Source organism: Aromatoleum sp. (assembly GCF_035254505.1).
GTDB lineage: Bacteria > Pseudomonadota > Gammaproteobacteria > Burkholderiales > Rhodocyclaceae > Aromatoleum.
Window position 1 is genome coordinate 1 of record NZ_DATFAO010000109.1, and the last position, 21,238, is coordinate 21,238.

Annotated in this window: 23 protein-coding genes; 15 read left to right on the top strand and 8 right to left on the bottom strand. The window is 62.7% G+C overall.

What is annotated here, in order from left to right; all coding sequences use genetic code 11:
• From VJ673_RS23685 to VJ673_RS23705, 5 genes are all read left to right on the top strand, one after another.
• On the top strand, window positions 1–174 hold a 174-nt coding region (locus VJ673_RS23685), incomplete at its 5' end, for a cbb3-type cytochrome oxidase subunit 3 (RefSeq protein WP_324128722.1).
• A gap of 3 nt (window positions 175–177) precedes the next feature.
• Entirely contained in the window at window positions 178–1,080 is a 903-nt protein-coding gene (ccoP, locus tag VJ673_RS23690; RefSeq protein ID WP_324128649.1) for a cytochrome-c oxidase, cbb3-type subunit III, read from the top strand.
• A gap of 88 nt (window positions 1,081–1,168) precedes the next feature.
• Window positions 1,169–2,599: a cytochrome c oxidase accessory protein CcoG gene (ccoG, locus tag VJ673_RS23695; protein ID WP_324128650.1), complete on the top strand. Its 1,431-nt coding sequence runs from the start codon at window positions 1,169–1,171 to the stop codon at window positions 2,597–2,599.
• 14 nt (window positions 2,600–2,613) lie between these two features.
• Window positions 2,614–3,126 (top strand): FixH family protein, encoded by a 513-nt coding sequence (locus tag VJ673_RS23700; protein WP_324128651.1) that lies wholly within the window; start codon window positions 2,614–2,616, stop codon window positions 3,124–3,126.
• Between the two features lie 23 nt (window positions 3,127–3,149).
• Window positions 3,150–3,386: a hypothetical protein gene (locus VJ673_RS23705; protein WP_324128652.1), complete on the top strand. Its 237-nt coding sequence runs from the start codon at window positions 3,150–3,152 to the stop codon at window positions 3,384–3,386.
• Window positions 3,387–3,455: 69 nt separating this feature from the next.
• On the opposite strand, the gene VJ673_RS23710 is transcribed toward VJ673_RS23705, so the two are convergent.
• The gene (locus tag VJ673_RS23710) at window positions 3,456–3,899 is read right to left on the bottom strand and encodes a universal stress protein (RefSeq protein WP_015436806.1); all 444 of its coding nucleotides are present in this window, start codon (window positions 3,897–3,899) and stop codon (window positions 3,456–3,458) included.
• Window positions 3,900–4,377: 478 nt separating this feature from the next.
• On the opposite strand from VJ673_RS23710, the gene VJ673_RS23715 reads away from it, so the two are divergent.
• Entirely contained in the window at window positions 4,378–6,015 is a 1,638-nt protein-coding gene (locus tag VJ673_RS23715) for a PHA/PHB synthase family protein (protein WP_324128723.1), read from the top strand.
• Between the two features lie 94 nt (window positions 6,016–6,109).
• Here VJ673_RS23715 and VJ673_RS23720 read toward each other — a convergent pair whose 3' ends face one another.
• Complete coding sequence (locus tag VJ673_RS23720) at window positions 6,110–6,799, bottom strand: Crp/Fnr family transcriptional regulator (RefSeq protein ID WP_324128653.1); 690 nt, start codon at window positions 6,797–6,799, stop codon at window positions 6,110–6,112.
• 103 nt (window positions 6,800–6,902) lie between these two features.
• On the opposite strand from VJ673_RS23720, the gene VJ673_RS23725 reads away from it, so the two are divergent.
• The gene (locus tag VJ673_RS23725; protein WP_324128654.1) at window positions 6,903–8,132 is read left to right on the top strand and encodes an NnrS family protein; all 1,230 of its coding nucleotides are present in this window, start codon (window positions 6,903–6,905) and stop codon (window positions 8,130–8,132) included.
• Between the two features lie 3 nt (window positions 8,133–8,135).
• Window positions 8,136–8,531: a SirB2 family protein gene (locus VJ673_RS23730; RefSeq protein ID WP_324128655.1), complete on the top strand. Its 396-nt coding sequence runs from the start codon at window positions 8,136–8,138 to the stop codon at window positions 8,529–8,531.
• Between the two features lie 8 nt (window positions 8,532–8,539).
• Here VJ673_RS23730 and fnr read toward each other — a convergent pair whose 3' ends face one another.
• Entirely contained in the window at window positions 8,540–9,277 is a 738-nt protein-coding gene (gene fnr / locus VJ673_RS23735; RefSeq protein WP_324128724.1) for a fumarate/nitrate reduction transcriptional regulator Fnr, read from the bottom strand.
• A gap of 131 nt (window positions 9,278–9,408) precedes the next feature.
• On the opposite strand from fnr, the gene hemN reads away from it, so the two are divergent.
• Both hemN and VJ673_RS23745 read left to right on the top strand, forming a co-directional pair.
• Window positions 9,409–10,800: an oxygen-independent coproporphyrinogen III oxidase gene (gene hemN / locus VJ673_RS23740; RefSeq protein WP_324128656.1), complete on the top strand. Its 1,392-nt coding sequence runs from the start codon at window positions 9,409–9,411 to the stop codon at window positions 10,798–10,800.
• 137 nt (window positions 10,801–10,937) lie between these two features.
• Window positions 10,938–11,645, top strand: coding sequence for a sulfite exporter TauE/SafE family protein (locus VJ673_RS23745; RefSeq protein WP_324128657.1), 708 nt, complete (start codon window positions 10,938–10,940; stop codon window positions 11,643–11,645).
• On the opposite strand, the gene VJ673_RS23750 is transcribed toward VJ673_RS23745, so the two are convergent.
• Window positions 11,646–12,101 carry a MerR family transcriptional regulator gene (locus VJ673_RS23750; protein ID WP_324128658.1) on the bottom strand — a complete coding sequence of 152 codons (456 nt, stop codon included), beginning with the start codon at window positions 12,099–12,101 and terminating at the stop codon, window positions 11,646–11,648.
• A gap of 117 nt (window positions 12,102–12,218) precedes the next feature.
• Between VJ673_RS23750 and VJ673_RS23755 the strand changes: the two genes are divergently transcribed.
• Together VJ673_RS23755 and VJ673_RS23760 are read left to right on the top strand one after the other, a co-directional pair.
• On the top strand, window positions 12,219–14,624 hold the full coding sequence (locus tag VJ673_RS23755; protein WP_324128659.1) for a heavy metal translocating P-type ATPase: 2,406 nt from the start codon (window positions 12,219–12,221) through the stop codon (window positions 14,622–14,624).
• A gap of 23 nt (window positions 14,625–14,647) precedes the next feature.
• Window positions 14,648–14,857, top strand: a complete 210-nt coding sequence (locus tag VJ673_RS23760) for a heavy-metal-associated domain-containing protein (RefSeq protein ID WP_324128660.1) — start codon at window positions 14,648–14,650, stop codon at window positions 14,855–14,857.
• A 35-nt stretch (window positions 14,858–14,892) separates the two neighbouring features.
• Here the strand turns inward: VJ673_RS23760 and VJ673_RS23765 are convergent, their stop codons facing one another.
• Window positions 14,893–15,255 (bottom strand): energy transducer TonB, encoded by a 363-nt coding sequence (locus tag VJ673_RS23765; protein ID WP_324128661.1) that lies wholly within the window; start codon window positions 15,253–15,255, stop codon window positions 14,893–14,895.
• A gap of 571 nt (window positions 15,256–15,826) precedes the next feature.
• Here VJ673_RS23765 and ppa point away from each other — a divergent pair.
• A complete protein-coding gene (ppa, locus tag VJ673_RS23770) occupies window positions 15,827–16,354 on the top strand; it encodes an inorganic diphosphatase (RefSeq protein ID WP_324128662.1) in 528 nt (175 codons plus the stop codon).
• An 87-nt stretch (window positions 16,355–16,441) separates the two neighbouring features.
• On the opposite strand, the gene VJ673_RS23775 is transcribed toward ppa, so the two are convergent.
• Entirely contained in the window at window positions 16,442–16,858 is a 417-nt protein-coding gene (locus tag VJ673_RS23775) for a hypothetical protein (RefSeq protein ID WP_324128663.1), read from the bottom strand.
• Between the two features lie 164 nt (window positions 16,859–17,022).
• Between VJ673_RS23775 and VJ673_RS23780 the strand changes: the two genes are divergently transcribed.
• Together VJ673_RS23780 and VJ673_RS23785 are read left to right on the top strand one after the other, a co-directional pair.
• Complete coding sequence (locus VJ673_RS23780) at window positions 17,023–18,648, top strand: NAD+ synthase (protein WP_324128664.1); 1,626 nt, start codon at window positions 17,023–17,025, stop codon at window positions 18,646–18,648.
• Window positions 18,649–18,717: 69 nt separating this feature from the next.
• Window positions 18,718–19,056, top strand: a complete 339-nt coding sequence (locus VJ673_RS23785) for a P-II family nitrogen regulator (protein WP_324128665.1) — start codon at window positions 18,718–18,720, stop codon at window positions 19,054–19,056.
• 33 nt (window positions 19,057–19,089) lie between these two features.
• Here the strand turns inward: VJ673_RS23785 and VJ673_RS23790 are convergent, their stop codons facing one another.
• A complete protein-coding gene (locus VJ673_RS23790; protein WP_414635688.1) occupies window positions 19,090–20,070 on the bottom strand; it encodes a Smr/MutS family protein in 981 nt (326 codons plus the stop codon).
• 91 nt (window positions 20,071–20,161) lie between these two features.
• The gene (gene trxB / locus VJ673_RS23795; RefSeq protein WP_324128667.1) at window positions 20,162–21,115 is read right to left on the bottom strand and encodes a thioredoxin-disulfide reductase; all 954 of its coding nucleotides are present in this window, start codon (window positions 21,113–21,115) and stop codon (window positions 20,162–20,164) included.
• Window positions 21,116–21,238: the final 123 nt, after the last annotated feature.

The following is a 21,238-nucleotide window of genomic DNA, read 5'->3' on the forward strand; positions in this document are numbered from 1 at the left end:
CTCAATGATTTCCGTTCCCTTCTCACTGTTCTCGGGCTTGCTTGCTTCCTGGGGATTTGTCTCTGGGCCTATAGCAAGACCGCCAAGTCCGGATTCGAGGAGGCGGCGCGGCTGCCCTTCACCGACGATGATGCGCCGGCCACCGCTGGTGGTCGGAACGGCGAGAAAGGATAAAAAATGGCTGACTTTGTGAGCGGCTTCTGGAACATGTATGTGATGGGCTTGGTTGGGCTAAGCTTGTTGTTCTGCTTGTTCGTGCTGATGTCGAACAACAAGCGGGAAACGGGCCCGGTCGAACTGCATGGCCATGTTTGGGACGAGAATCTGGCGGAGTACAACAACCCGCTGCCACGTTGGTGGCTGTACCTGTTCTGGGGCACCTTGGTGTTTTCGGCGGTGTACCTCGTCATTTATCCGGGCTTCGGAAACAAGAAGGGCGTACTGGGCTGGAGTTCAGCCGGGCAGTACGCCGCCGAGATGAAGGCAGCCGAAGAGCGTTATGCGCCGCTATTCGACAAGTACAAGGGGATGGAGATTCCGGCGGTTGCGGCGGATCCGGAAGCTCGCGCGGCGGGCAAGCGTCTGTTCGTCACCTACTGCGCTCAGTGCCACGGTTCGGACGCGCACGGCGCCAAAGGTTTCCCGAACCTCACCGACAAGGTGTGGAACTGGGGCGGCGATCCCGCCACGATCAAGACGACGATCACTGGCGGACGCATGGCGATGATGCCGGCCTTCGGACCGATCCTCGGCGCTGAGGGGGTGAAGGATGTCGCAAACTACGTTCGTTCCCTGTCGGGTCTCGCTCACGATTCGTTGCGCGCGCAACGCGGCGCGGAACTGTTCCAGCAAAACTGTGTCGCATGCCACGGACCGGAAGCGAAGGGCACTCCCGCGATGGGCGCGCCCAACCTGACCGACGAGGATTGGCTGTATGCGTCGAACGAGGCGACCGTGATTGAGACGATCACGAAGGGTCGCACAAACCGGATGCCTGGTTTCGGGGAATTCCTCGGTGAGGCGAAGGTCCACCTGCTGGCCTCGTATGTGTATAGCCTTTCGAATAACACCACGAAGTAAAGCTCCACGGTTTTGAAGAAGTACCGCTCCCCGGGGTTCGCCCCGGGGAATTTGTAGACCGAAGATTAGTAAATATAGATATATCGATATGGGTGATCCGCTGCCGAAGAAGAAGGGCGTCGTACCACTGGTTCGTGCGACGGAATCCGAGGGGCTTTACGCGGCCAGGAAAAAGCTCCACGTGCGTTCGGTGACGGGGCGCTTCGCCACTTGGCGATGGGTCCTCGTTTGGGCAACCCAGCTTCTGTACTATGGCTTGCCGTGGGTGAGATGGAACGATCGGCAGGCGGTATTGTTCCACCTCACCGAGCGCAAGTTCTACCTATTCGACTGGATATTCTGGCCGCAGGACGTGTTCTATCTCGCGATCCTGTTGATCATCTCGGCGTACGCGCTATTCTTCTTCACGGCGATTGCCGGTCGCCTGTGGTGCGGCTATGCCTGCCCGCAGACGGTGTATACCGAAATCTTCATGTGGATCGAAGAGAAGATCGAGGGCGACCACATCCGGCGACGCAGGCTCGAAGCGGCTCCCCTTGCCGGCCGGAAATTGGCCCTGCGAAGCGCCAAATACACCGTCTGGGCGCTGTTCTCGCTCTGGACCGGCTTCACGCTAGTAGCCTATTTCACCCCGCTGGATGAGTTGTTGGGCTCGGCCGCAAGCTTCAGCTTCGGGCCGTGGGAGCTTTTCTGGATTCTGTTCTACGGCGGCTTCACCTACCTCTTCGCCGGCGTGATGCGGGAACAGGTCTGCAAGTACATGTGTCCCTACGCGCGGTTCCAGAGCGTGATGTTCGATCCGGATACGCTCGTCATCACATACGACGCCGATCGCGGCAATCCGCGGGGCTCACGCAAGAAGGGTGTTGACCCTCGCGCAGTCGGACTAGGTGACTGTATCGATTGCGGAATCTGTGTTCAGGTCTGCCCGACCGGCATCGATATCCGGGATGGTCTTCAGTACGAATGTATCGGGTGTTCCGCTTGCATCGACGGATGCGATCAGGTCATGGACAAAATGGGTTATCCCCGCGGCCTCATCCGCTATTCGACGGAAAATGCAGTCAAGCAGCACTGGGGGCGGCGAGACATCATCGCTCACGTGCTGCGTCCCCGGACCTTGATCTACGGCGGCATCCTGGCGCTAGTCTCCCTTGCAATGGTTTGGGGACTTGCTACCCGCTCGGATCTGAGGGTGGACGTCATACGCGACCGTGCGACCCTCGCGCGAGAGGTCCCAGGAGAGATGATCGAAAACGTCTACCAACTGCAGATCATGAACATGCTCGAAACCCCGCGCACCGTCGATGTCAATGTTTCTGGGCTTGAGGGGATCCGTATCGATGGCCTGAGTCAGATTGAGCTCCAGCCGGCAAGCACCGAGGCCGCGACCGTGCGGGTGCGCGTGCCCGAGCGTGACGTAGCGGAGGGGTCGCATGAAATCACGTTCAATATCACTGTTCCAGACGATCCTCGACTTGCTGTGCATGAGCGCACGACTTTCATCATTCCACACTAATGCGGAGCGCAAGCATGCGGTTGGCAAAAGCAATTGAGACTTCGCAGCCGTGGTATCGGCACGGTTGGGTCTGGTTCCTGATTTCCGTTCCTGCCGTCGCTGTGGTGACCGGTCTCGCGACTCTGTGGCTTGCGGTTCGTACTGCCGATGGCCTGGTCGTGGATGATTACTATCAGGAAGGGAAAACCATCCAGAAGACGATGGCGCGCACCACGCGGGCGGCGGAACTTGGCATTGCAGCAGAGGTGACGGTGCGTGCGGACGAAGTGAACCTGCAACTCTCTGCTGCTCACGATGCTGCAATGCCCGAGACCCTTTTGCTGACGATCGCGCACCCGACGCGTTCAGGCATGGACCAGATTCTGACGCTGCGTAAGCGCGACGGTGCCTACGTGGCCCCGCTTGCTCCCTTGACTGCCGGACACTGGCTGCTGCAATTGGAGGACGACTCGCGGAACTGGCGCATGACGACGACGATCAGCGTGCCGGTCAGCGGGCCCGTGAGGATGGTTCCGTCAGCGGGGTAAATCGAACTGCAAGGAGGTTGTCGATGCTGAAATTGATTCAGGTCCTATGGCCGTCTTTTTTGGTCGCGGCAGGAGCCGAAGCCCTATTCTTTACGGTCATTGATCCGCAGACACTCTATCTCTTCGGCGAGCCGGTCGATTATTCTGCGACCGCGACCTATTCGATCGGCTTCTTCGGCTTCTGGCTGGTCGGGGCCGCATCGAGCTTGCTGACGTTGTTCTTTCAACGCAGCGCGACGCAGATCAACGCGTCGCATTGAGTTTGCCCTTAGGATCCGGATCGACCAGCATCGCCCCTGCGCTGGGCCGGGGCGAACGTCCTTCTTGATCTAGCGATAGACCAGCACCGGGATCGACGTGTGCGTGAGGACCTTCTGGGTTTCGCTGCCCAGCAAAAGTCCGGCAATGCCGCGGCGACCATGGGATGCCATGAAGATCAGGTCGCATCCGTGGCGCTCGGCAGCGTCGATCACCGCTTCGTACGGGACTTCATTGACGACAGTGTCGGTATCGGAGTTGACGCCGGCCGCGTCCGCGATCGATTTTGCGGCGTCGAGGATCCGTTTCGCTTCATCGGCGGCGGCCTTGCTGAACTGCTCCGGCGTGGTCGGATCGATCAATGCTCCCTCGCCATAGATCGGCATCGGGAAATCGGGCTGGGCGTAGAAAAACGTGATGCGGGCGCCAGCGTCCTTGGCGAACAATACCGCGCGTGAAACCGTCCCCTCGGACAGCGGTGAGCCATCAGTCGGGACGAGTATGTGCTTGAACATCGTGCTTCCCCTTGTTTGGATCGTCGCTTAATTATAGCCAGCCGGTTTCGTGCAGGTTAAATCCATGTGCCCTCGTTGATGCACGTCAAGAGGCGATGACAGGATGGCAGGAACACCGTCGGCATGAAAAAATGTCTATGGATATGCCATGTTCGGGGGCGCAAGCTGATCTGCGCGGCACCCATTTCCGGCTCTCGCTGAGCGCGGGCGGCAGTCCGTGAGTGCGGAGCGTATCATTGCACCGGTACGAGGATTGCGGACGGCGGAAGAAATGCTTCGGGCGGCGCCTCGCCGTCCAATGATCGAGCGCCTGGTGATGTGGCGCGAGAAGAAGAAGTGAATCCAGGACCAGGAGTCAAACATCGTGGCAACGAGGAAATCTGCAAAGACCGTTGAGCCGATCGATCCGGGAAAGGCGGTCAAACGTACCTTGCGCGAATTGCATGACACGGTCGAGGGGACCGTCGACCCGCTAGGTGTGGCAGCGCCGATCGTCCACGCGCAATTGGCGTGGCTCGCGCATCCCCAGGAGTTGATGGAGCGCTTCCTGGATCTGTCGAGCGATCTGTCCCGCCTGCAGTGGCACTCGATACTGCGCGTTGTTGGCATGCGGAGCAGAGATCCAATCAGCCCCAATAGCGACGATGCGCGTTTCGTTGATCCGGTATGGACCGAGGCGGCGAGCTGGGATTTGACTAAGGAATGGTATCTGGCGGTGACCCGGCACGTGCAGGACATGCTTTACGACACGCCGGGCTTGTCCAGCAAAGAACGTCGTCGTGCTGCGTTCTGGTGGCGGAAATGGCTCAATGCGGTAGCACCGACGAATTTCTTCTGGACGAATCCGGTTGCCATCCGTAAAGCGGTCGAGAGTCGCGGTGACAGCCTGGCCCTGGGGTGGCAGAACTTCATTGCTGACGTCGAGGCGGGCGAAATCAGGATGAGCAGCCCCGGGGATTTCAAGGTCGGGGAAACTCTGGGAACGACTCCCGGAGCCGTCGTATTCCGAAATGACTTGCTCGAAGTGATCCATTATTCGCCGACATCGCCCAAGGTGCATGCCGAGCCCCTGGTAATCATCACGCCATGGATCAACAAGTTTTATATTCTCGATCTCGTGCCCAAAAAGAGCATGGTGCGCTTCTTGCTCGACCAGGGGCTCGACGTCTTCATCACCAGCTGGAAAAACCCGGATGGGGCAATGCGGGACGTCACCTTCGACCGCTACCTCGAGGACGGCGTGCACGCGATCGTCGAAGCCGCTCGCCGCTTCACCGGTGCGCCTCGTGTCCATGCGGCCGGCTACTGCATCGGCGGGACGGCGCTGGCGATGTACATGGCCTGGGCCAACCGGCGCTTCAGCCCCGAGGAAGTGCCGGTTGCCGACTGGACCCTACTTACGACCTTGGTGGATTTCCACAAACCGGGTGACATCGAGGTGTTCATCGATGAGGCCAGTGTGCGGTACCTGACCGAGGGCATGGCGCGTAAGGGCTACCTCGACGGCAAGGAGATGGCCTCCGCCTTTCGGCTCTTGCGCTCGAACAGCCTGATCTGGCATTACGTGGTGCACAGCTGGCTCTACGGCGAAGCGCCGCTGCCTTTTGACGTCCTTTACTGGAACATGGATACAACGCGCATGCCGTTCGCAATGCATGCCTGGTATCTGCGCGAACTCTATCTGAAGAACCGCCTCATTGAGCCGGAAGGGCTGACGGTGGCGGGAGAAGAGATCGACCTGTCAAAAATCACGCAGCCGCTGTATGCAGTGTCGGCCGAGGACGATCACATTGCGCCCTGGGTGCAGACCTTTCGCATCAATAACTTCGTGACCGGCCCGAAACGCTTCGTCCTGTCGAGCTCTGGACATATCCTCGGTATCGTCAATCCGCCGGTAAATCCTCCCAAACGGACGTACCGGGTCGCCGATCCACATCGTTCCGACAAGGCGGAGGATTGGCGCAATTACGCCGAAGAACATGCCGGCAGCTGGTGGACCGACTGGATGGCATGGCTCAAGCCCCGCTGTGGCGAGCTCGTCGACGCGCGTCCCGCTGCATCAGCCGACTTCCCGGCGCTGGCCGCGGCGCCCGGCACATACGTTCTGGAACGTTGAGCTGGAAGGCCCTTTTCGTCGGTTGATACGAGTCAAGGCGTCTGCCTGAAGGTGTCGCGGACAATGATCTCGCACCTTCAGGGCAGAGACGCTTCTAGCCCTGATGGCGGGCGAGGCGATTCGGGTCGTGCAGGGTGATGTGTTTGCCGTGTACCGTGATGAGGCCGGCGTTGTTCAGATCGTGGAAGATGCGGGAAAGGGTTTCCGGCGTGAGATTGAGCCGTGAGGCAATGACCTGCTTGCTGGTCGGCAGCTCGATGTCGCGGCTGGTGGTGCCGCCCTCGGCGTCCGCCTGCTGCAGCAGGTAGCCGATTACGCGCTGCATGCTGGAGCGCAGCGAGTAGGTTTCGACGTCCTGGATCATGCCGTGGAGGCGGATTGCCATGCCGGCGAGCAGCTTTCGCGCGAAGCCCGCATCCTGATCGATCAGCTCGGACACCACGGCTTGGCCGATGTGGAGCAGATGGGTCGGAGAAAGGGCTTCGGCGAAGACCGGGTAGGGGCGATTCAGGAACATCACCGCTTCGCCGAAGGTCTGCATGGGGCTGATGATCTCAACGACTTTTTCGTTGCCCTGGGGGGATGACACTGCGAGCTTCATCTGTCCCGAGACGACGAAGTAGAAGCCATGGACCGGGTCGCCCCGCTGGAACAGGACCTCGCCTTTCTCGAGGTGGCGCTCGCGGGTGTAGCGGGTGATGTGTGCAAGATCTTCGTCGGAAAGCTGACCGAAGAACGAGATATGACGCAGCTGGGTTGGTATGTCGGTCGGGGGTATGGACATTACGGACTCCGGCAGGAAACGTGGTGATTTTACCGTGTCGGCGGCGTGCATGACCTGATGCGTGCGACGCGTCGGCGAAAACGGGTTTGAGGAGCAGGAAGGAATGCAGCGACGCAACGGCAACGAATCGGGAAGCGGTCGACATATTGTCTTCGCCGCACCGCACCGCTCGATGTTTCTGACGGGTGCGACCATGTTGCTGACCGCTTTCACGCTTTGGACTGTGGAAATCGCGGCGCGTGCAGGCCTGGCGCCGTCGGTCTCATGGACTCTTCCGCCTGTCTGGATGCATGCGTTGCTGGTGACTTGTGGGATGTTCCCGCTTTTCATGTTCGGGTTCCTGCTCACAGCAATGCCGCGCTGGCAAGCGTTCGACGAAATTCCCCAAGCGCGTTGGCTGGGTGCTTGGCGTCTTCTTGCCGCGGGCTGGGCAATTGCCGTAGTCGGAATGGTGGTCCCTGGGCTCCTGATCGCGGGACTCATGCTCGCGCTGGCCGGCTGGATCGGCGTGCTACGGGTCTTGTGGCAGGTTGCCCACCACGGCGATCTGGAGGCTTTGCATGCACGGGTTATCTGCTATGCGATGACGGCGGGCGCGCTGGCGCCGCTGGCGTGGATTGCCGTTGCGGCAGGAGCGGGTCCCGTCGCGGCACGCGTCGCCATCAATGCCGCTATCTGGTGGTGCCTGCTGCCGGTGTTCTTCAGCGTCTGTCATCGCATGATTCCGTTCTTCTCCACAGGGCCGATTCCAGGCTATCAAGTCGTGAGGCCGGTATGGGCGCTATGGCTGGTTGTCGGAGCGAGCATCGTCCATGGTGGACTGTCGATGGTTGGAGCTTCCGCCTTCAGCTGGATCGTCGATCTGCCCGCTGCCTTCGCGTCATTGTGGTTGTCCCGCCAATGGAGACTCGTGCCGGCATTGAAGGTGCCTCTGTTGGCGATGTTGCACATCGGTTTCCTGTGGCTCGGCATCGCCTGGGCGCTTTTCGCCGTCCAGTCGGCGGCCGCGATGGGCGGAATCAACATTCTGGGTCTGGCGCCGCTCCACGCATTGGGGGTGGGCTTCTTCGGTTCCGTGTTGATGGGAATGGTGTCGCGCGTGACCTTGGGGCATTCCGGCCGCAAACTGACTGCTGACCGGCTGACGTGGGGACTATTCTTGACGCTCGAGATCGTGGCGGTAACTCGGGGGCTCGCCGAATTGGTGCCGGCAGGGTGGGTGCCATGGGCAATGCTCGTATCCGTTCTGGGGTGGCTCGGCGTGTTCGGCTCATGGGCGGTTCGCTATGTGCCGATTTACCTGCGCCCGCGCAGTGACGGCCGTCCGGGGTGAGCAATGTATCTTGCGGTCAAGCATCTGCACATGTTCTGCGCAGCTCTGAGCGGCTGCGGCTTCCTGCTGCAGAGTGTGTGGATGATGCGCCGTAGTCCGCTGGTCGATCATCGGCTGACGCGTACGTTGCCGCACGTGATCGACACGGTCTTTCTCGGCAGCGCGATCACTCTGGCGACGATGAGCGCGCAGTATCCCTTCGTTTCCCCGTGGGTGACCGCCAAGGTCTGTGGCCTGGTCGTCTACATCGTGCTCGGCGCAGTCGCCCTGCGGTTCGGTCGAACGATGGCCATCCGCGTAGCGGCCTTTATTGCAGCCGTTGCGACCTTTCTCTGGATTGTGTCGGTTGCCCTTACCAAGAACCCGGCGGGCTATCTCGCACTTCTCAGTGGATCCTGACCGCGCGCTCAGCTCCGGTGAGGGTGCTGGATCAGCTTCTTCAGGCCAGCGCTGTCGATGATGCGGATATGCTTCTGCTGGACCGCAATCAGGCCTTCTTCCTGGAAGCGCGAGAACGCGCGAGAAACGGTTTCGAGCTTCAGTCCCAGATAGGAGCCGATTTCCTCCCGGGTCATGCGCAGGTGAAATTCGGCCGCCGAAAAACCCCTCGCCGTGAAACGCTGGGACATGTTCAGCAGGAAAGCCGCTAGCCGTTCTTCGGCTCGCATCGACCCGAGCAGCGTCATCACGCCGTGATCACGCACGATCTCCCGGCTCATGACCTTGTGGAACTGCAACTGAAGGCCTTCGACGACCCGCGAGAGTTCTTCCAGCTTGCTGTAGGCGATCACGCAGACTTCGCTGTCTTCGAGCGCCACAGCATTGCATGAGTGCTGCTCGGTGCTGATACCATCCAGTCCGATTATCTCGCCTGTCATCTGGAAGCCGGTGACTTGCTCGCGCCCGTCTTCGAGAAGCACGTCGGTTTTGAACGAGCCCGTCCGGATCGCGTAGATCGCCTCGAAGGGGTCTCCTGCGCGATACAGGTGCTGCTGCCGCTTGATCTTGCGGCGCGCACCGACCAGTTCGTCGAGACGGTCGATCTCGTTTTCCGACATCCCAAACGGCAGGCACAACTCGACGAGGTTGCATTGCGAGCACGCCACCTTGAGACCGGCAACCGTAATCGGCACCGTCGCCTTCATTTGCACGATAATCTGATTTCCTCTACAGAGAAGATTGGCGCGGATAAGCTGTCAAATGCTAAGTTGATCCACGTCAACCACAAAAGTGCTGCTTTTTGAGATCGTACGAAATGCACTCTACCGACACAACCATGACCAGTCAGAAAGATCTTGTCTTCGATCAGCAGTTGATTCGTCGCTTCGACATCAACGGGCCGCGTTACACCTCCTATCCGACGGCCGACCGCTTCGTAGAAGCGTTCGACGCACGTGCCTTGCGCGACTGGCTGGCTCAGCGCGGGGTCGGAGGGGTCAGCAAACCGCTCTCATTATACTTCCACATCCCCTTCTGTAACACGATCTGCTACTACTGCGCGTGCAACAAGATCATCACCAAGGATCACGCACGCTCGGCGAAGTACCTCCAGTATCTCGAGAAGGAAATGGATCTCGTGGCGGCTTCGCTCGGCGGCAGCCGGCAGGTCACCCAGCTGCATCTGGGGGGCGGTACGCCGACCTTCCTGTCGCACGACGAAATGCGCGGGCTGATGGAGGCGGTGCGTAAGCGTTTCACGCTGGTACCGAACGGCGAGTACTCGATCGAAGTCGATCCGCGCAAGGTCGATTTCGAAACGGTGAAGCTGCTCGCCGACCTCGGCTTCAACCGCATGAGCGTCGGGGTGCAGGATTTCAACGAGGATGTGCAGGCTGCGGTCAACCGCATCCAGAGCTTCGACGAAACCAAGCTCGTGATCGATTCGGCCCGTGCCACGGGCTTCAAGTCGATCAGCATGGACCTGATCTACGGTCTGCCGCGCCAGAACATGATCAGCTTCAACCGCACGCTGGAGCAGGTGCTGGAGCTGTCGCCGGACCGTATTTCGCTGTACAGCTACGCCCACCTGCCGGGCTTGTTCAAGCCGCAGCGCCGCATCGCGGTCGAGGACATGCCGACGTCCGACACCAAGCTGCAGATCCTGCAGCTGGCGATTCGCCGCCTGACCGAGGCGGGTTACGTCTATATCGGCATGGACCACTTCGCGAAGCCGGACGACGAGCTCACCGTCGCGCAACGCCAGGGCCGTCTGCACCGGAATTTCCAGGGCTATTCGACGCAGGCCGAGTGCGATCTGCTCGCCTTCGGCGTGTCGGCGATCGGCAAGATCGGTCCGGTGTACTCGCAGAACGTGAAGACGCTCGATGAGTACTACGACGTGCTCGATCGCGATGAACTGCCGGTGTTGCGCGGCATCGAGCTGACGGCGGACGACCTGCTGCGCCGTTCGATCATCCAGGCGCTGATGTGCCATTTCGAGCTGTCGATCGAGTCCTTCGAAATCGCCCACCTGATCAAGTTCGACGAGTATTTCGCCGAGGAGCTTCAGGACCTGCGTGCGATGGAGGAGGCCGGACTGCTCAAGGTCAGCGACAAGTGGATCAGTGTGCTGCCTCCGGGGCGCCTGCTGGTGCGCGGTATCGCGATGGTGTTCGACCGCTACCTGCGGGCCGACCGCGAGCGGGCTCGTTACTCGCGCGTGATCTGAGCTTACCGGCTGCCGTGGTTCGGATGGCTGCGGACCGGGCGTGAAGGTGTTAAAGTGCGGGCGTTTTTCAACGCCCGCATTGCTTTGTGCCGCCGCTCCAGTATCTGTCCGGCGGGCGTCGAGTCTAGTGATTTCGCATGCCTGAAACCGGTTACGTTGCAGCCTTTCTCATCGGCCTCCTCGGAGGCACACACTGCGTAAGCATGTGCGGCGGCATCGTCGGCGCGCTCACCGTGAATCTTCCTGGGCGCGGCCGCAGCCAGTGGCCGATTCATCTCGCCTACAACCTCGGCCGTGTGGCGACCTATACGGTATTGGGTGGCCTGCTCGGTGCGCTGGGCACGGTCGGCCTGCTGTTCAACGACTTCCTGCCGGTGCAGCTGGGCCTCTATGTGCTCGCGAACCTGATGCTCGTCGCGCTGGGCCTGTATCTGACCGGCTTCACGCGCTTGCTGACCCCGGTGGAGCATGCCGGGATGCATCTGTGGCGCCGTGTTCAGCCTTACACGGCGCGTTTCCTGCCAGCGCGCTCAGTCCGCCAGGCGCTCCCATTGGGGCTGCTGTGGGGCCTTCTTCCCTGCGGTCTCGTGTATAGCGCGTTGACGACCGCGTTGGTGACAGGGTCCGCTGGCCGCGGCGCCGGGCTGATGCTGGCCTTCGGTCTGGGTACCTTGCCGAATCTGATGCTGGCGGGGATGTTGTTCAAGCGTTTCCGCGACGTCACGCGCAATGGCAAGGTGCGCCTCGCCGCGGGGCTGCTCGTGCTCGGGTTCGGTGTTTTCGGGCTCTTCAATGCCCCGACGCTCGGCGGCGCCCTGTGGCGCGGCGTTGTCTGCGAGGTGTGATCAGCGGCCCGTCTTGCGACTCGCGGGCTTGGCAGCAGCGAGCGCAGGCTGCAACTGAGGCTGGGGTGTCGCTAGGGCATGCAGGATCGGGCATGGCGTTTCCGCATCCGAGTGTTCGCAGCATCTGACGAGGCTCTCGAGCGCAGTCCGGATTTCTTCCAGCTGCCGGACGCGCGATTCGATGTCGGCAATCTTCGCCTTCGCGAACACGCGCGCATTTTCGCGGTCCGTCATTTCATCGAGATCCAGCAATTCTGAGATTTCATCAAGGCTGAAACCGAGCGTTTGGGCGCGCCGGATGAAGTGCAGGCGTGCCGACTCGGCATCGCCGTAGGTCCGAAACGCTCCCTTGCGCGACTGCGGTTCCGGTAGCAGGCCGCGGCGCTGGTAATAGCGGACCGTTTCGACGCCCACTCCGGCGGCGCGCGCGAGGGCACCGATCGTCAGGTTGTTCATATGGGGACTTGACTCCGTACTTTGGTACGGGGTTTAGACTGCCATCAACGTGAGCATCGTGCAACGCCGATAAGGTCGGCTGCCGGTGTCACAATGAACTCAGCCTGTGAGGCAATCATGAACAGTCCCGTACCGAAACTGAGTCATCCCGCGATCGAACTGCCGGTTTCAGGAATGACCTGCGCCGCCTGCGCGGCCCGCATCGAAAAGGTCGTCAATCGCCTACCTGGGGTCAGCGCGAACGTGAACTTCGCGGCGGAGAAAGCGCGAGTCATGTTCGAGGGGCCGGATAGTACGCCCGAGCAGGTGATCGGGGCGATCCGCAAGGCGGGTTTCGAGGTGCCGCCGGCGCAACTCGAGCTGGCGATTTCCGGGATGACTTGTGCGGCCTGTGCGGCGCGTTTGGAGAAGGTGCTCAACCGGCTTCCTGGGGTCGAGGCGAGCGTCAATTTTGCGACCGAGCGGGCAGTGCTGAGGTATCAGCCGGGTCTCGCGAGCGCCGACGAGATCGGCGAGGCGGTGCGGCGTGCGGGCTTTGAGGGCGCTGAGACGGGAGCGACGACACGGGAACGCGATCGCGAGCGTCAGGCTCAGGCATGGAAAGCGGAGTTCCGTCGCTTCTGGATTTCGGCGCTTCTCACTCTGCCCTTGCTGGCGCAGATGGGGGCGATGTTCGAGGGCGGCTGGACGATGGCGCATGACATCCTGCCGCGTTGGGTGCAGTTTGCGCTGGCGACGCCGGTGCAGTTCTGGATCGGTGCGCGCTTCTATCGCGGTGCGTGGTCGTCCCTTCGAGCCGGCGGAGCGAACATGGATGTCCTGGTCGCGCTCGGGACGTCGATGGCCTGGATCTACAGCGCCGTCGTGACCGTGCTGGGACGACACGATCTGCACGTGTACTTCGAGGCCTCGGCGACGATCGTGACCTTGATCCTGCTCGGCAAGCTGCTCGAGGCGAGGGCCAAGGCGCGCACGACGGCGGCGCTCGATGCGCTGTTGCGCCTGCAGCCGAGGATGGCGTACGTCGAACGGGGATCCGAGATCGTCGCGGTGCCGGTCGAGAGTCTGCGCCCGGGGGATTGCTTTGTGGTGAGGCCGGGCGATGCGGTGCCGGTCGATGGCGAGGTCGAGTCGGGCGAGTCATCGCTCAACGAGGCGATGCTGACCGGCGAGAGCATGCCGGTCGACAAGCGTGTCGGCGACAAGGTCTTCGCAGCGACGATCAACGGTCAGGGGGTATTGCGCTGTTGTGCGACGGGAGTCGGAGCGCGCACGCTACTCGCCGGTATCATCCGCCTCGTCGAGCAGGCGCAGGGTTCGAAGGCGCCGGTGCAGCGGCTGGCGGATCGCATTGCCGGCGTGTTCGTGCCAGTAGTGGTCGTGATCGCGGCTGTGACCTTCGTCGGCTGGTGGTGGTTTGGCGGAGATTTTGCGCAGGCGCTGATCTGCGCGGTGGCCGTGCTCGTCATCGCATGCCCATGCGCGCTCGGACTCGCCACGCCGACCGCGATCATGGTTGGGACGGGGCAGGGGGCTCGGGCCGGCATGCTGGTGAAGAATGCGGAGGCGCTGGAACTGGCCGAAAAGATCGGGGTGCTGGTGGTCGACAAGACCGGGACTCTGACGGAGGGGACTCCGGCGGTGAGCGAGGTCGTGCCGGCTGAAGGCTGGGATCGTGTGAGGCTGTTGTCGATCGCAGCGGCGCTCGAGCAAACGAGTGCACATCCTATTGCAACGGCAATCGTTGCTGCGGCAGGTGCCGAGGGGGCCTCGGTGCCCGCCTCAACCGGGGTGAATGCCGCGGCCGGAAAGGGCGTCAGCGGCGTCGTCGGCGGGCGCGAGGTGCTCGTCGGGAATCCCGGTTTGCTCGCGGAGCAGGGTGTCGTCGTTCCGCAGGGGGCGTGCGACGAGCTCGCGGGGGCGGGCAGGACCCTGGTGGCTGTGGCAGTGGGCGGCGTCTATGCTGGTCTGATCGGTGTTGCGGATCGTGTCCGGGCCGATTCGGCAGCGGCTGTGGCGCGGCTGAAGGCTCGCGGTTTGCGTGTCGTCATGCTGACTGGCGACCATTCGGCGACCGCCGCCGCGATCGCCGCCGAGACCGGGATCGACGAATGGCGTGCGGGAGTGTTGCCCGGCGACAAGGCCGCGGCCGTCCAGTCATTGGCGCGAGATGGTCTGCGGGTCGGCATGGCCGGTGATGGGATCAATGACGCGCCGGCGCTCGCCGCGGCCGACGTTTCGTTCGCGATCGGGGTCGGAGCGGATGTCGCCGTGGAGGCGGCCGACATCACGCTGGTCCGCAACAGCCTGCACGGCGTCGCGGACGCGATCGACCTATCGCGCGCGACCTTGTCGAAGATTCGTCAGAATCTCTTCTTTGCGTTCATCTACAACGTATTGGGCATCCCGCTCGCGGCATTCGGCTTCCTCAATCCCGTGATCGCGGGGGCTGCGATGGCGATGAGTTCGGTGTCGGTCGTCACGAATTCCTTGCTGCTGCGGCGCTGGACGGCAGGGCGATAAGCTTTTCCTGGGGGACTTGAATCATGGCGGAAGTGACATTGAAGGTCGGGGACATGAGCTGCGGCGGTTGTGTGCGGAACGTGACCACCGTGTTGAAGGGCTTGCCCGGGGTGGAGGACGCCCAGGTGTCGCTCGAGGCGGCGCAGGCCGTGGTCCGCTACGATCCAGCGCAAGTGAGCGTCGATGCGATGCGGGCGGCGGTCGAGGACGCCGGTTTCAGCTGCCCGGCTTGAGCTGTCTTGCGACGCGCTGTATCTGGCGTCGCTCGCTAATCCTGCAGCCGGAATGCGATCGGGACGCGTAACCAGCTGTCGATCGGGGTGTCGCCCTGACGGGCAGGGGTGAAGCGCCAGTTGCGCACCGTCTCCCGGGCTGCCTCGTCGAGTCGCGGGTGGCCGCTGCTTTCTGCGACGTCGATGCTGGACGGGCGTCCGTCGGCAAGCACGCGGACCCGTAGCATGACCGTGCCTTCCTCGCCCGCCCGTCGCGACATGCGCGGGTAGCTGGGCGACGGGTTCTGCAGGTAGGCTGCGTCGAAGCGCGCGCTGACCGTCGGAGTTGGTGACTCCGGGGCGGACCTGACATCGCTTCGGGCGTTGGCCATCGCCGGGGGGCTTGCTGGGAGCGCCACGACGGGCTGCGGCGGCTGTTGCTCCGGCGTGGGCGGCGGCAAGCTGCCCTGAGAGGCTGGCGCCGCGGGGGTCTCGAGTCGTGCGGCGAGCGGGGGATGTGGCGGTTGGGGGACGCCGCCTGCTTTTTGCTGCGCCATTCGCGGTGGCGTCGCGGGCACGGGTGGATGAGTTTGGGCCGCGGCGGGGGCGGGGATCGGTGCCGGCATCGGGTCGGGACGCGGTGCGATTGCACTGCGGAGTTCGGGGGCGATGAGCTGAACGCTGATCGCCTGGGCCTCGGGTCGAGGTTCCGGCGGAGCGGCGCCGTCGAGGCCCGAAAGCGCCAACAGTCCTGCTGCATGCGCCCCGGCCACGACGGTCAGCCATCCCCATTGAACGGAGCTCCTTCTGAGGGGGGATCGCGGAGCGGGAGAGCGTCGAAGCGAAATGGGGGGCATCCTTTGCTGCCGCGGGTTTGTGCCGTGGGAGGCCGGATTATATCTGGACGACTGCCGGCGGACCTGCCCGAATGCGCACCCCCTGTCAATTTCCACATATAATTCAGGCCAAATTTTTTAACGGGAGGAAGATATGGGTTTCGACCAGGTCAAGGCCGGCAAGGACGTGCCGAACGACATCAATGTCATCATCGAGATCCCGGCGCAAGCCGATCCGATCAAGTTCGAGGTCGACAAGGACAGCGGCGCGGTTTTCGTCGACCGCTTCATGGGCACCTCGATGCGTTATCCGATCAACTACGGCTACGTCCCGCACACCGTCGCCGGTGACGGCGATCCGGTCGACGTGCTGGTCGTGACGCCCTTCCCGCTGCTGCCGGGCGTCGTGATTCGCTGCCGTCCGGTCGGCGTGCTGAAGATGGAAGACGAGTCGGGCGTCGACGCGAAGGTCGTGGCGGTTCCGGTCTCCAAGCTGACTCCGCTGTACGACAAGGTTCAGACCACGGACGACCTGCCCGAACTGCTGATGAAGCAGACCGTGCACTTCTTCGAGCACTACAAGGATCTCGAGCCGGGCAAGTGGGTCAAGGTCCTGGGTTGGGGGACGGTCGAGGATGCCAAGCAGGAAATCCTCGACGGCCTGAAGAACGCCGCGAAGTAATATCCGCGCGATCCCTCGGGATCATGAAGAAGGCCCGCTCTGAGCGGGCCTTCTTGCTTGTGTGGAGGTGCTTCCGGCGTCCGTGCTTCACATCGTTGTGGTGCAGTCGCTGGCGAGCGGCTTGTTGGTCTTGGCGTCAAGCAGCATTCCTTTCCATGGCAGGTCGATCCACACGAGTCCGCTGATCTTGTCTTCGTAACGGGGCAGGCCGGACGAGGAAATGTTGCGGGCGAGCTGATAGCGTCTGCCCGTCCATCCTATCTCTATTGCAATGGCCTCTCCCGCGGGGCGGACGATATTGATGCGCTGGCCCATGTCGCAGCTATAGACGCCGCTGGCGAGTTTGAAGTCGAGTTGACCCGCGAGGGGTGGGGGAGTGGTTTCGGGAACCCCGAGAACGCTCGGGGTGGGTTCGGTTTCGGTGCGGGTTGCGGTCGTGCTCGGCGTCGAGCATGCGGCCACCATCGCGCCGGTGGCGATCAGGGTCAGGCGGAACAGCAGCATTTCAAGGCTCGCTAGGTACTTCGATAATTCATTTTAGGGCGTTTGCGCTGGCCGTCTCCCCGCCAAACCCGGATTAAGGTAAGAGATCGTTTCCACTCCCACATGGCGTATTCACTGGCTTTCGGGCTGAGCGCGCATGGGGCTGAAGCGGTATAGTTGCGCTCATGAAACCAGTTACCTCATCGCTTTCGATTGCCGTCGCACAGCTCAATTTCACGGTGGGCGACCTGACGGCCAACGCCGACCGGATCATTCGCGCCCTCGACGAGGCGCGCAATCTCGGTGCGGATCTTCTGCTCACGCCCGAACTTGCGCTATCGGGCTACCCGCCCGAAGACTTGCTGTTGCGCCCGGATTTCTATCGCGCGTGTTCGCGGGAAGTGGCGCGCATCGCGGCGCATACGCAGGACATCACGCTCGTGCTCGGGCATCCGGAGGAGCGGCACAATTGGCGCTACAACGCGGCGTCGGTGATTCGCGACGGCGAGCTCGTCGCGTCCTACCACAAGCACCTGCTGCCCAACTACGAGGTCTTCGACGAGGAGCGCTATTTCGACCGCGGTCTTGCGGCCTGTGTGTTCGAGATGAAGGGCCTGAAGCTCGGCGTGAATATCTGCGCCGACCTGTGGGAGAGCGGTCCCGCCGAGCTTGCGCGTACCGATGGCGCCCAGGTCCTGCTGGGGCTGAATGCGTCGCCCTACCACATGAACAAGCTGCAGCGGCGCTACGACGTGCTGCGCGACCGCGTCAAGGATACCGGGCTGCCGGTGATCTACTGCAATATGGTCGGAGGTCAGGACGAGCTTGTGTTCGACGGTGCCTCCTTCGCTCTCGATGCCGACGGGACGCTCGCCTACCAGGCGCCGTCTTTCGAGGAGCGCATTGACCTCGTTCATCTGGGCGACGGTCGCTGGGTATCCTCCGAGGTGGCGGCGGCGCGTCCGATCGAGGCCGAGGTTTATGAGGCGCTCAAGGTTGGCGTGCGCGACTACCTGGGCAAGAACGGCTTTCCCGGTGCGATCATCGGCTTGTCGGGCGGGATCGATTCGGCTCTGACGCTGGCGGTTGCGGTCGACGCGCTGGGAGCCGAGCGGGTGCGGGCGGTAATGATGCCCTCGCCTTATACGGCACAGATGAGTCTAGACGATTCGCGCGAGATGGTGGAACGCCTCGGCGTGCGCTACGACGAGATCGCCATTGCTCCGGCGATGGAGACGTTCTCGGCCTTGCTGGCGGATCAGTTCCGCGGGCTCGCGGCGGACACGACCGAGGAGAACCTGCAGAGCCGGATCCGCGGGATGATCCTGATGGCGCTGTCGAACAAGACGGGCGCGATCGTGCTGACGACCGGCAACAAGAGCGAGATGGCGACCGGCTATGCGACGCTTTACGGCGACATGGCTGGCGGCTTTGCCGTCCTGAAGGACTTGTACAAGACTTTCGTGTACCGGCTGGCCAATTGGCGCAACACCGTCGGCCCGGTGATTCCCGAGAACATCATCACGCGACCGCCCTCGGCGGAGCTGAAGCCTGACCAGAAGGACCAGGATTCCCTGCCCCCCTACGAGGTGCTCGATGCGATCATCGAGGCCTACATGGAGCGCGACGAATCGCCGCGCGAGATCGTCGCGCAAGGCTTCCCCGAAGCCGAAGTGCGTCGCACGGTCGCGATGCTCAAGCGCAACGAATACAAGCGCCGGCAGTCACCGGTCGGGATTCGCGTTACGCAGCGCGGATTCGGCAGGGATTGGCGTTATCCGATAACATCGCGCTATCAGGACGAATTCTGAGCGAATACTGGAGGCACGGCGCCGGCCAGCCCGGGCCGGTCCGCTCGCCAACCCATCGAGGAGATTAATATGAAGAAGATCGAAGCGATCATCAAACCGTTCAAACTCGACGAAGTGCGTGAAGCGCTGTCGGAAGTCGGTATTGCCGGGCTGACCGTGTCGGAAGTGAAGGGATTCGGTCGCCAGAAGGGCCATACGGAGCTCTACCGGGGCGCTGAATACGTTGTTGATTTCCTGCCGAAGATCAAGGTCGAGATCGTCGTCGGCGACGACCTGGCGGAGCAGGCGGTCGAAGCGATCATCAAGGCTGCCCACACCGGCAAGATCGGCGATGGCAAGATTTTCGTGATACCGGTCGAGCAGGTCGTGCGTATCCGCACCGGCGAGACCAACGAAGCGGCCATCTAAGGCCTGCGGAACGCCCGGCGTCCCGCTTCAGTATCAGCTGCGCGGCCGGGTTCCGGCCCGCAGCAGCACCAGCAGCGCTCCGGAACCGCCGTCATGCGGTCCCGCCTGACAGAAGGCCAGGATTTCCTCGCGTTGCGCGAGCCATCCGCGCGAGAGCTGCTTCAGGATCGATTCCTTGCCCGGCGAGCCGAGGCCTTTCCCGTGAATCACCCGGACGCAGCGATGCCCTTGTTGCAGGCATCCGACGAGAAACTGGGACAGTTCTTCCCGCGCTTCTTCGCGGTTGAATCCATGCAGGTCGAGTTGCCCCTGCAGCACCCAGCGGCCGCGGCGCAGATCGGTGAGGACGCGGCGCGGCAGGCCCGGGCGCAGGAAGCTCGCCTCGTCGCCCATTTCCAGCCGGTCTTCCAGACTCAGCGGTGCTTCCAGCGATTCGCGTAGGGCCTCGCGCTCGTCCTCAGCGCGCTTGATCGGGTGAGGTTGCGGGGCAGGTTGGTCGATCTCGGCGCGATTGCGCGTGTCGATCGGTTGGACGCCGCGCACGGCGTACTGAAAGAGTTCCTCCGCCGGCGCACAGTCCGCGTCGGGCGGAAGTTGAGACGCGACGGGACGCTCGCCCAGAGGCCGCCGTCCGGACTGCGACCAGGGGCTGTGCCGCGACGCGGGGCGTTGATCGATGCCGATGTCGACGCGGTCCGTATGGCCGATGGGCGAAACATCCTGCATCTCGAATCGGAAGAGTTCGGCGCCGTCCTGTGGAGGTGGGCGTCGTAGCGGCCTGACCAGCGGTTCGTCGTCGACCGCCTCGGGATGGGGGCGCGGCACCGGTGCCGGTTTCGGTGTTTCGATGACGGCGCGATGCGCCTTGTCCGCGAGCGGTTTGACGTCGCCGAGCGCGGCGCGCAGAAGTTGTCGGTCGAGGTCTGTGTCGCGCGCAGGCGGAGTCGCCGGGCGAGTGCTGCGACTGGCCTTAGACTGCCCATGCGCGCTTGCCAGACCGAGCTGGCCACGCAAGGCCGCCAGCCCATCGAACGCGCCACGCGCGGCTTTCCCTGAACCTTGCGGTCCCGGCGACGCCGAGCGTGGTTTGCGGCTCATGGTGCGATCACTTGCCCAGGCTGTCGAGGTAGCGTTCTGCGTCGAGGGCGGCCATGCAGCCCGTGCCGGCCGAGGTCACTGCCTGGCGGTAGATATGGTCCTGCACATCGCCCGCGGCGAATATGCCGGGAATGCTCGTCGCCGTCGCATCGCCTTCGCGACCGCCCTTGGTGACGATGTAGCCGCCTTCCATCGTAAGCTGACCTTCGAAGATGTCGGTGTTCGGCTTGTGGCCGATCGCGATGAACACGCCCTGCAGCGCCACGTCGCGGGTCTCGTCGTTATTGATGTTGCGGACGCGCATCCCGGTGACGCCGGTGTTGTCGCCGAGCACTTCGTCGAGCGTCGAGTTGAGCACCAGTTCGACCTTGCCCGCCGCAACGCGCTCCATCAGCTTGTCGATCAGGATCTTTTCGGCGCGGAATTTCTCGCGGCGATGGACCACCGTGACCTTCTTCGCGATGTTGGCGAGGTACAGCGCTTCCTCGACCGCGGTGTTGCCGCCGCCGATGACCGCGACGTCCTGGTTCTTGTAGAAGAAACCGTCGCAGGTCGCGCAGGCCGACACGCCGCGGCCGGAGAACTTCTCTTCCGAAGGGATGCCCAGATACTTGGCGGTGGCGCCGGTCGAGATGATCAGCGCGTCGCAGGTGTACTCGCCCGAGTCGCCGATCAGGCGGAAGGGGCGTTCGTCGAGCTTCGCCGTGTGGATGTGGTCGAAGATCATCTCCGTGTTGAAGCGTTCCGCATGCTTCTGGAAGCGCGCCATGAGATCGGGGCCCATCACGCCCTCGGCGTCGGCCGGCCAGTTGTCCACGTCGGTCGTCGTCATCAGCTGGCCGCCCTGGGCGAGGCCGGTGATGAGGACGGGATTCAGGTTCGCACGGGCCGCGTAGACCGCGGCGGTGTATCCGGCGGGACCGGAACCGAGAATGAGCAGGCGGGCATGCTTCGTCGTCATGGCGGTTTCTACTGTCTGGTTGGCAATGCGCGGATTATAGCCGAGCCCTATGGCGTGCCGATCCAATGAGCGCGATAGCGTCATCCAATGAACGCAGAGCGCGCGATAGGGCGTCGTCGCCGC

Bases quoted from the DNA above. Each gene is read 5' to 3' on its own strand.
- VJ673_RS23745 (WP_324128657.1), top strand. From the start codon at position 10,938: ATGCCTGAAACCGGTTACGTTGCAGCCTTTCTCATCGGCCTCCTCGGA.
- VJ673_RS23755 (WP_324128659.1), top strand. From the start codon at position 12,219: ATGAACAGTCCCGTACCGAAACTGAGTCATCCCGCGATCGAACTGCCG.
- VJ673_RS23720 (WP_324128653.1), bottom strand. From the start codon at position 6,799: ATGTCCATACCCCCGACCGACATACCAACCCAGCTGCGTCATATCTCG.
- VJ673_RS23730 (WP_324128655.1), top strand. From the start codon at position 8,136: ATGTATCTTGCGGTCAAGCATCTGCACATGTTCTGCGCAGCTCTGAGC.
- trxB (WP_324128667.1), bottom strand. From the start codon at position 21,115: ATGACGACGAAGCATGCCCGCCTGCTCATTCTCGGTTCCGGTCCCGCC.
- VJ673_RS23700 (WP_324128651.1), top strand. From the start codon at position 2,614: ATGCGGTTGGCAAAAGCAATTGAGACTTCGCAGCCGTGGTATCGGCAC.
- VJ673_RS23705 (WP_324128652.1), top strand. From the start codon at position 3,150: ATGCTGAAATTGATTCAGGTCCTATGGCCGTCTTTTTTGGTCGCGGCA.
- VJ673_RS23760 (WP_324128660.1), top strand. From the start codon at position 14,648: ATGGCGGAAGTGACATTGAAGGTCGGGGACATGAGCTGCGGCGGTTGT.
- VJ673_RS23725 (WP_324128654.1), top strand. From the start codon at position 6,903: ATGCAGCGACGCAACGGCAACGAATCGGGAAGCGGTCGACATATTGTC.
- ccoP (WP_324128649.1), top strand. From the start codon at position 178: ATGGCTGACTTTGTGAGCGGCTTCTGGAACATGTATGTGATGGGCTTG.
- ppa (WP_324128662.1), top strand. From the start codon at position 15,827: ATGGGTTTCGACCAGGTCAAGGCCGGCAAGGACGTGCCGAACGACATC.
- fnr (WP_324128724.1), bottom strand. From the start codon at position 9,277: ATGAAGGCGACGGTGCCGATTACGGTTGCCGGTCTCAAGGTGGCGTGC.
- VJ673_RS23785 (WP_324128665.1), top strand. From the start codon at position 18,718: ATGAAGAAGATCGAAGCGATCATCAAACCGTTCAAACTCGACGAAGTG.
- hemN (WP_324128656.1), top strand. From the start codon at position 9,409: ATGACCAGTCAGAAAGATCTTGTCTTCGATCAGCAGTTGATTCGTCGC.
- VJ673_RS23710 (WP_015436806.1), bottom strand. From the start codon at position 3,899: ATGTTCAAGCACATACTCGTCCCGACTGATGGCTCACCGCTGTCCGAG.
- VJ673_RS23780 (WP_324128664.1), top strand. From the start codon at position 17,023: ATGAAACCAGTTACCTCATCGCTTTCGATTGCCGTCGCACAGCTCAAT.
- ccoG (WP_324128650.1), top strand. From the start codon at position 1,169: ATGGGTGATCCGCTGCCGAAGAAGAAGGGCGTCGTACCACTGGTTCGT.
- VJ673_RS23775 (WP_324128663.1), bottom strand. From the start codon at position 16,858: ATGCTGCTGTTCCGCCTGACCCTGATCGCCACCGGCGCGATGGTGGCC.
- VJ673_RS23750 (WP_324128658.1), bottom strand. From the start codon at position 12,101: ATGAACAACCTGACGATCGGTGCCCTCGCGCGCGCCGCCGGAGTGGGC.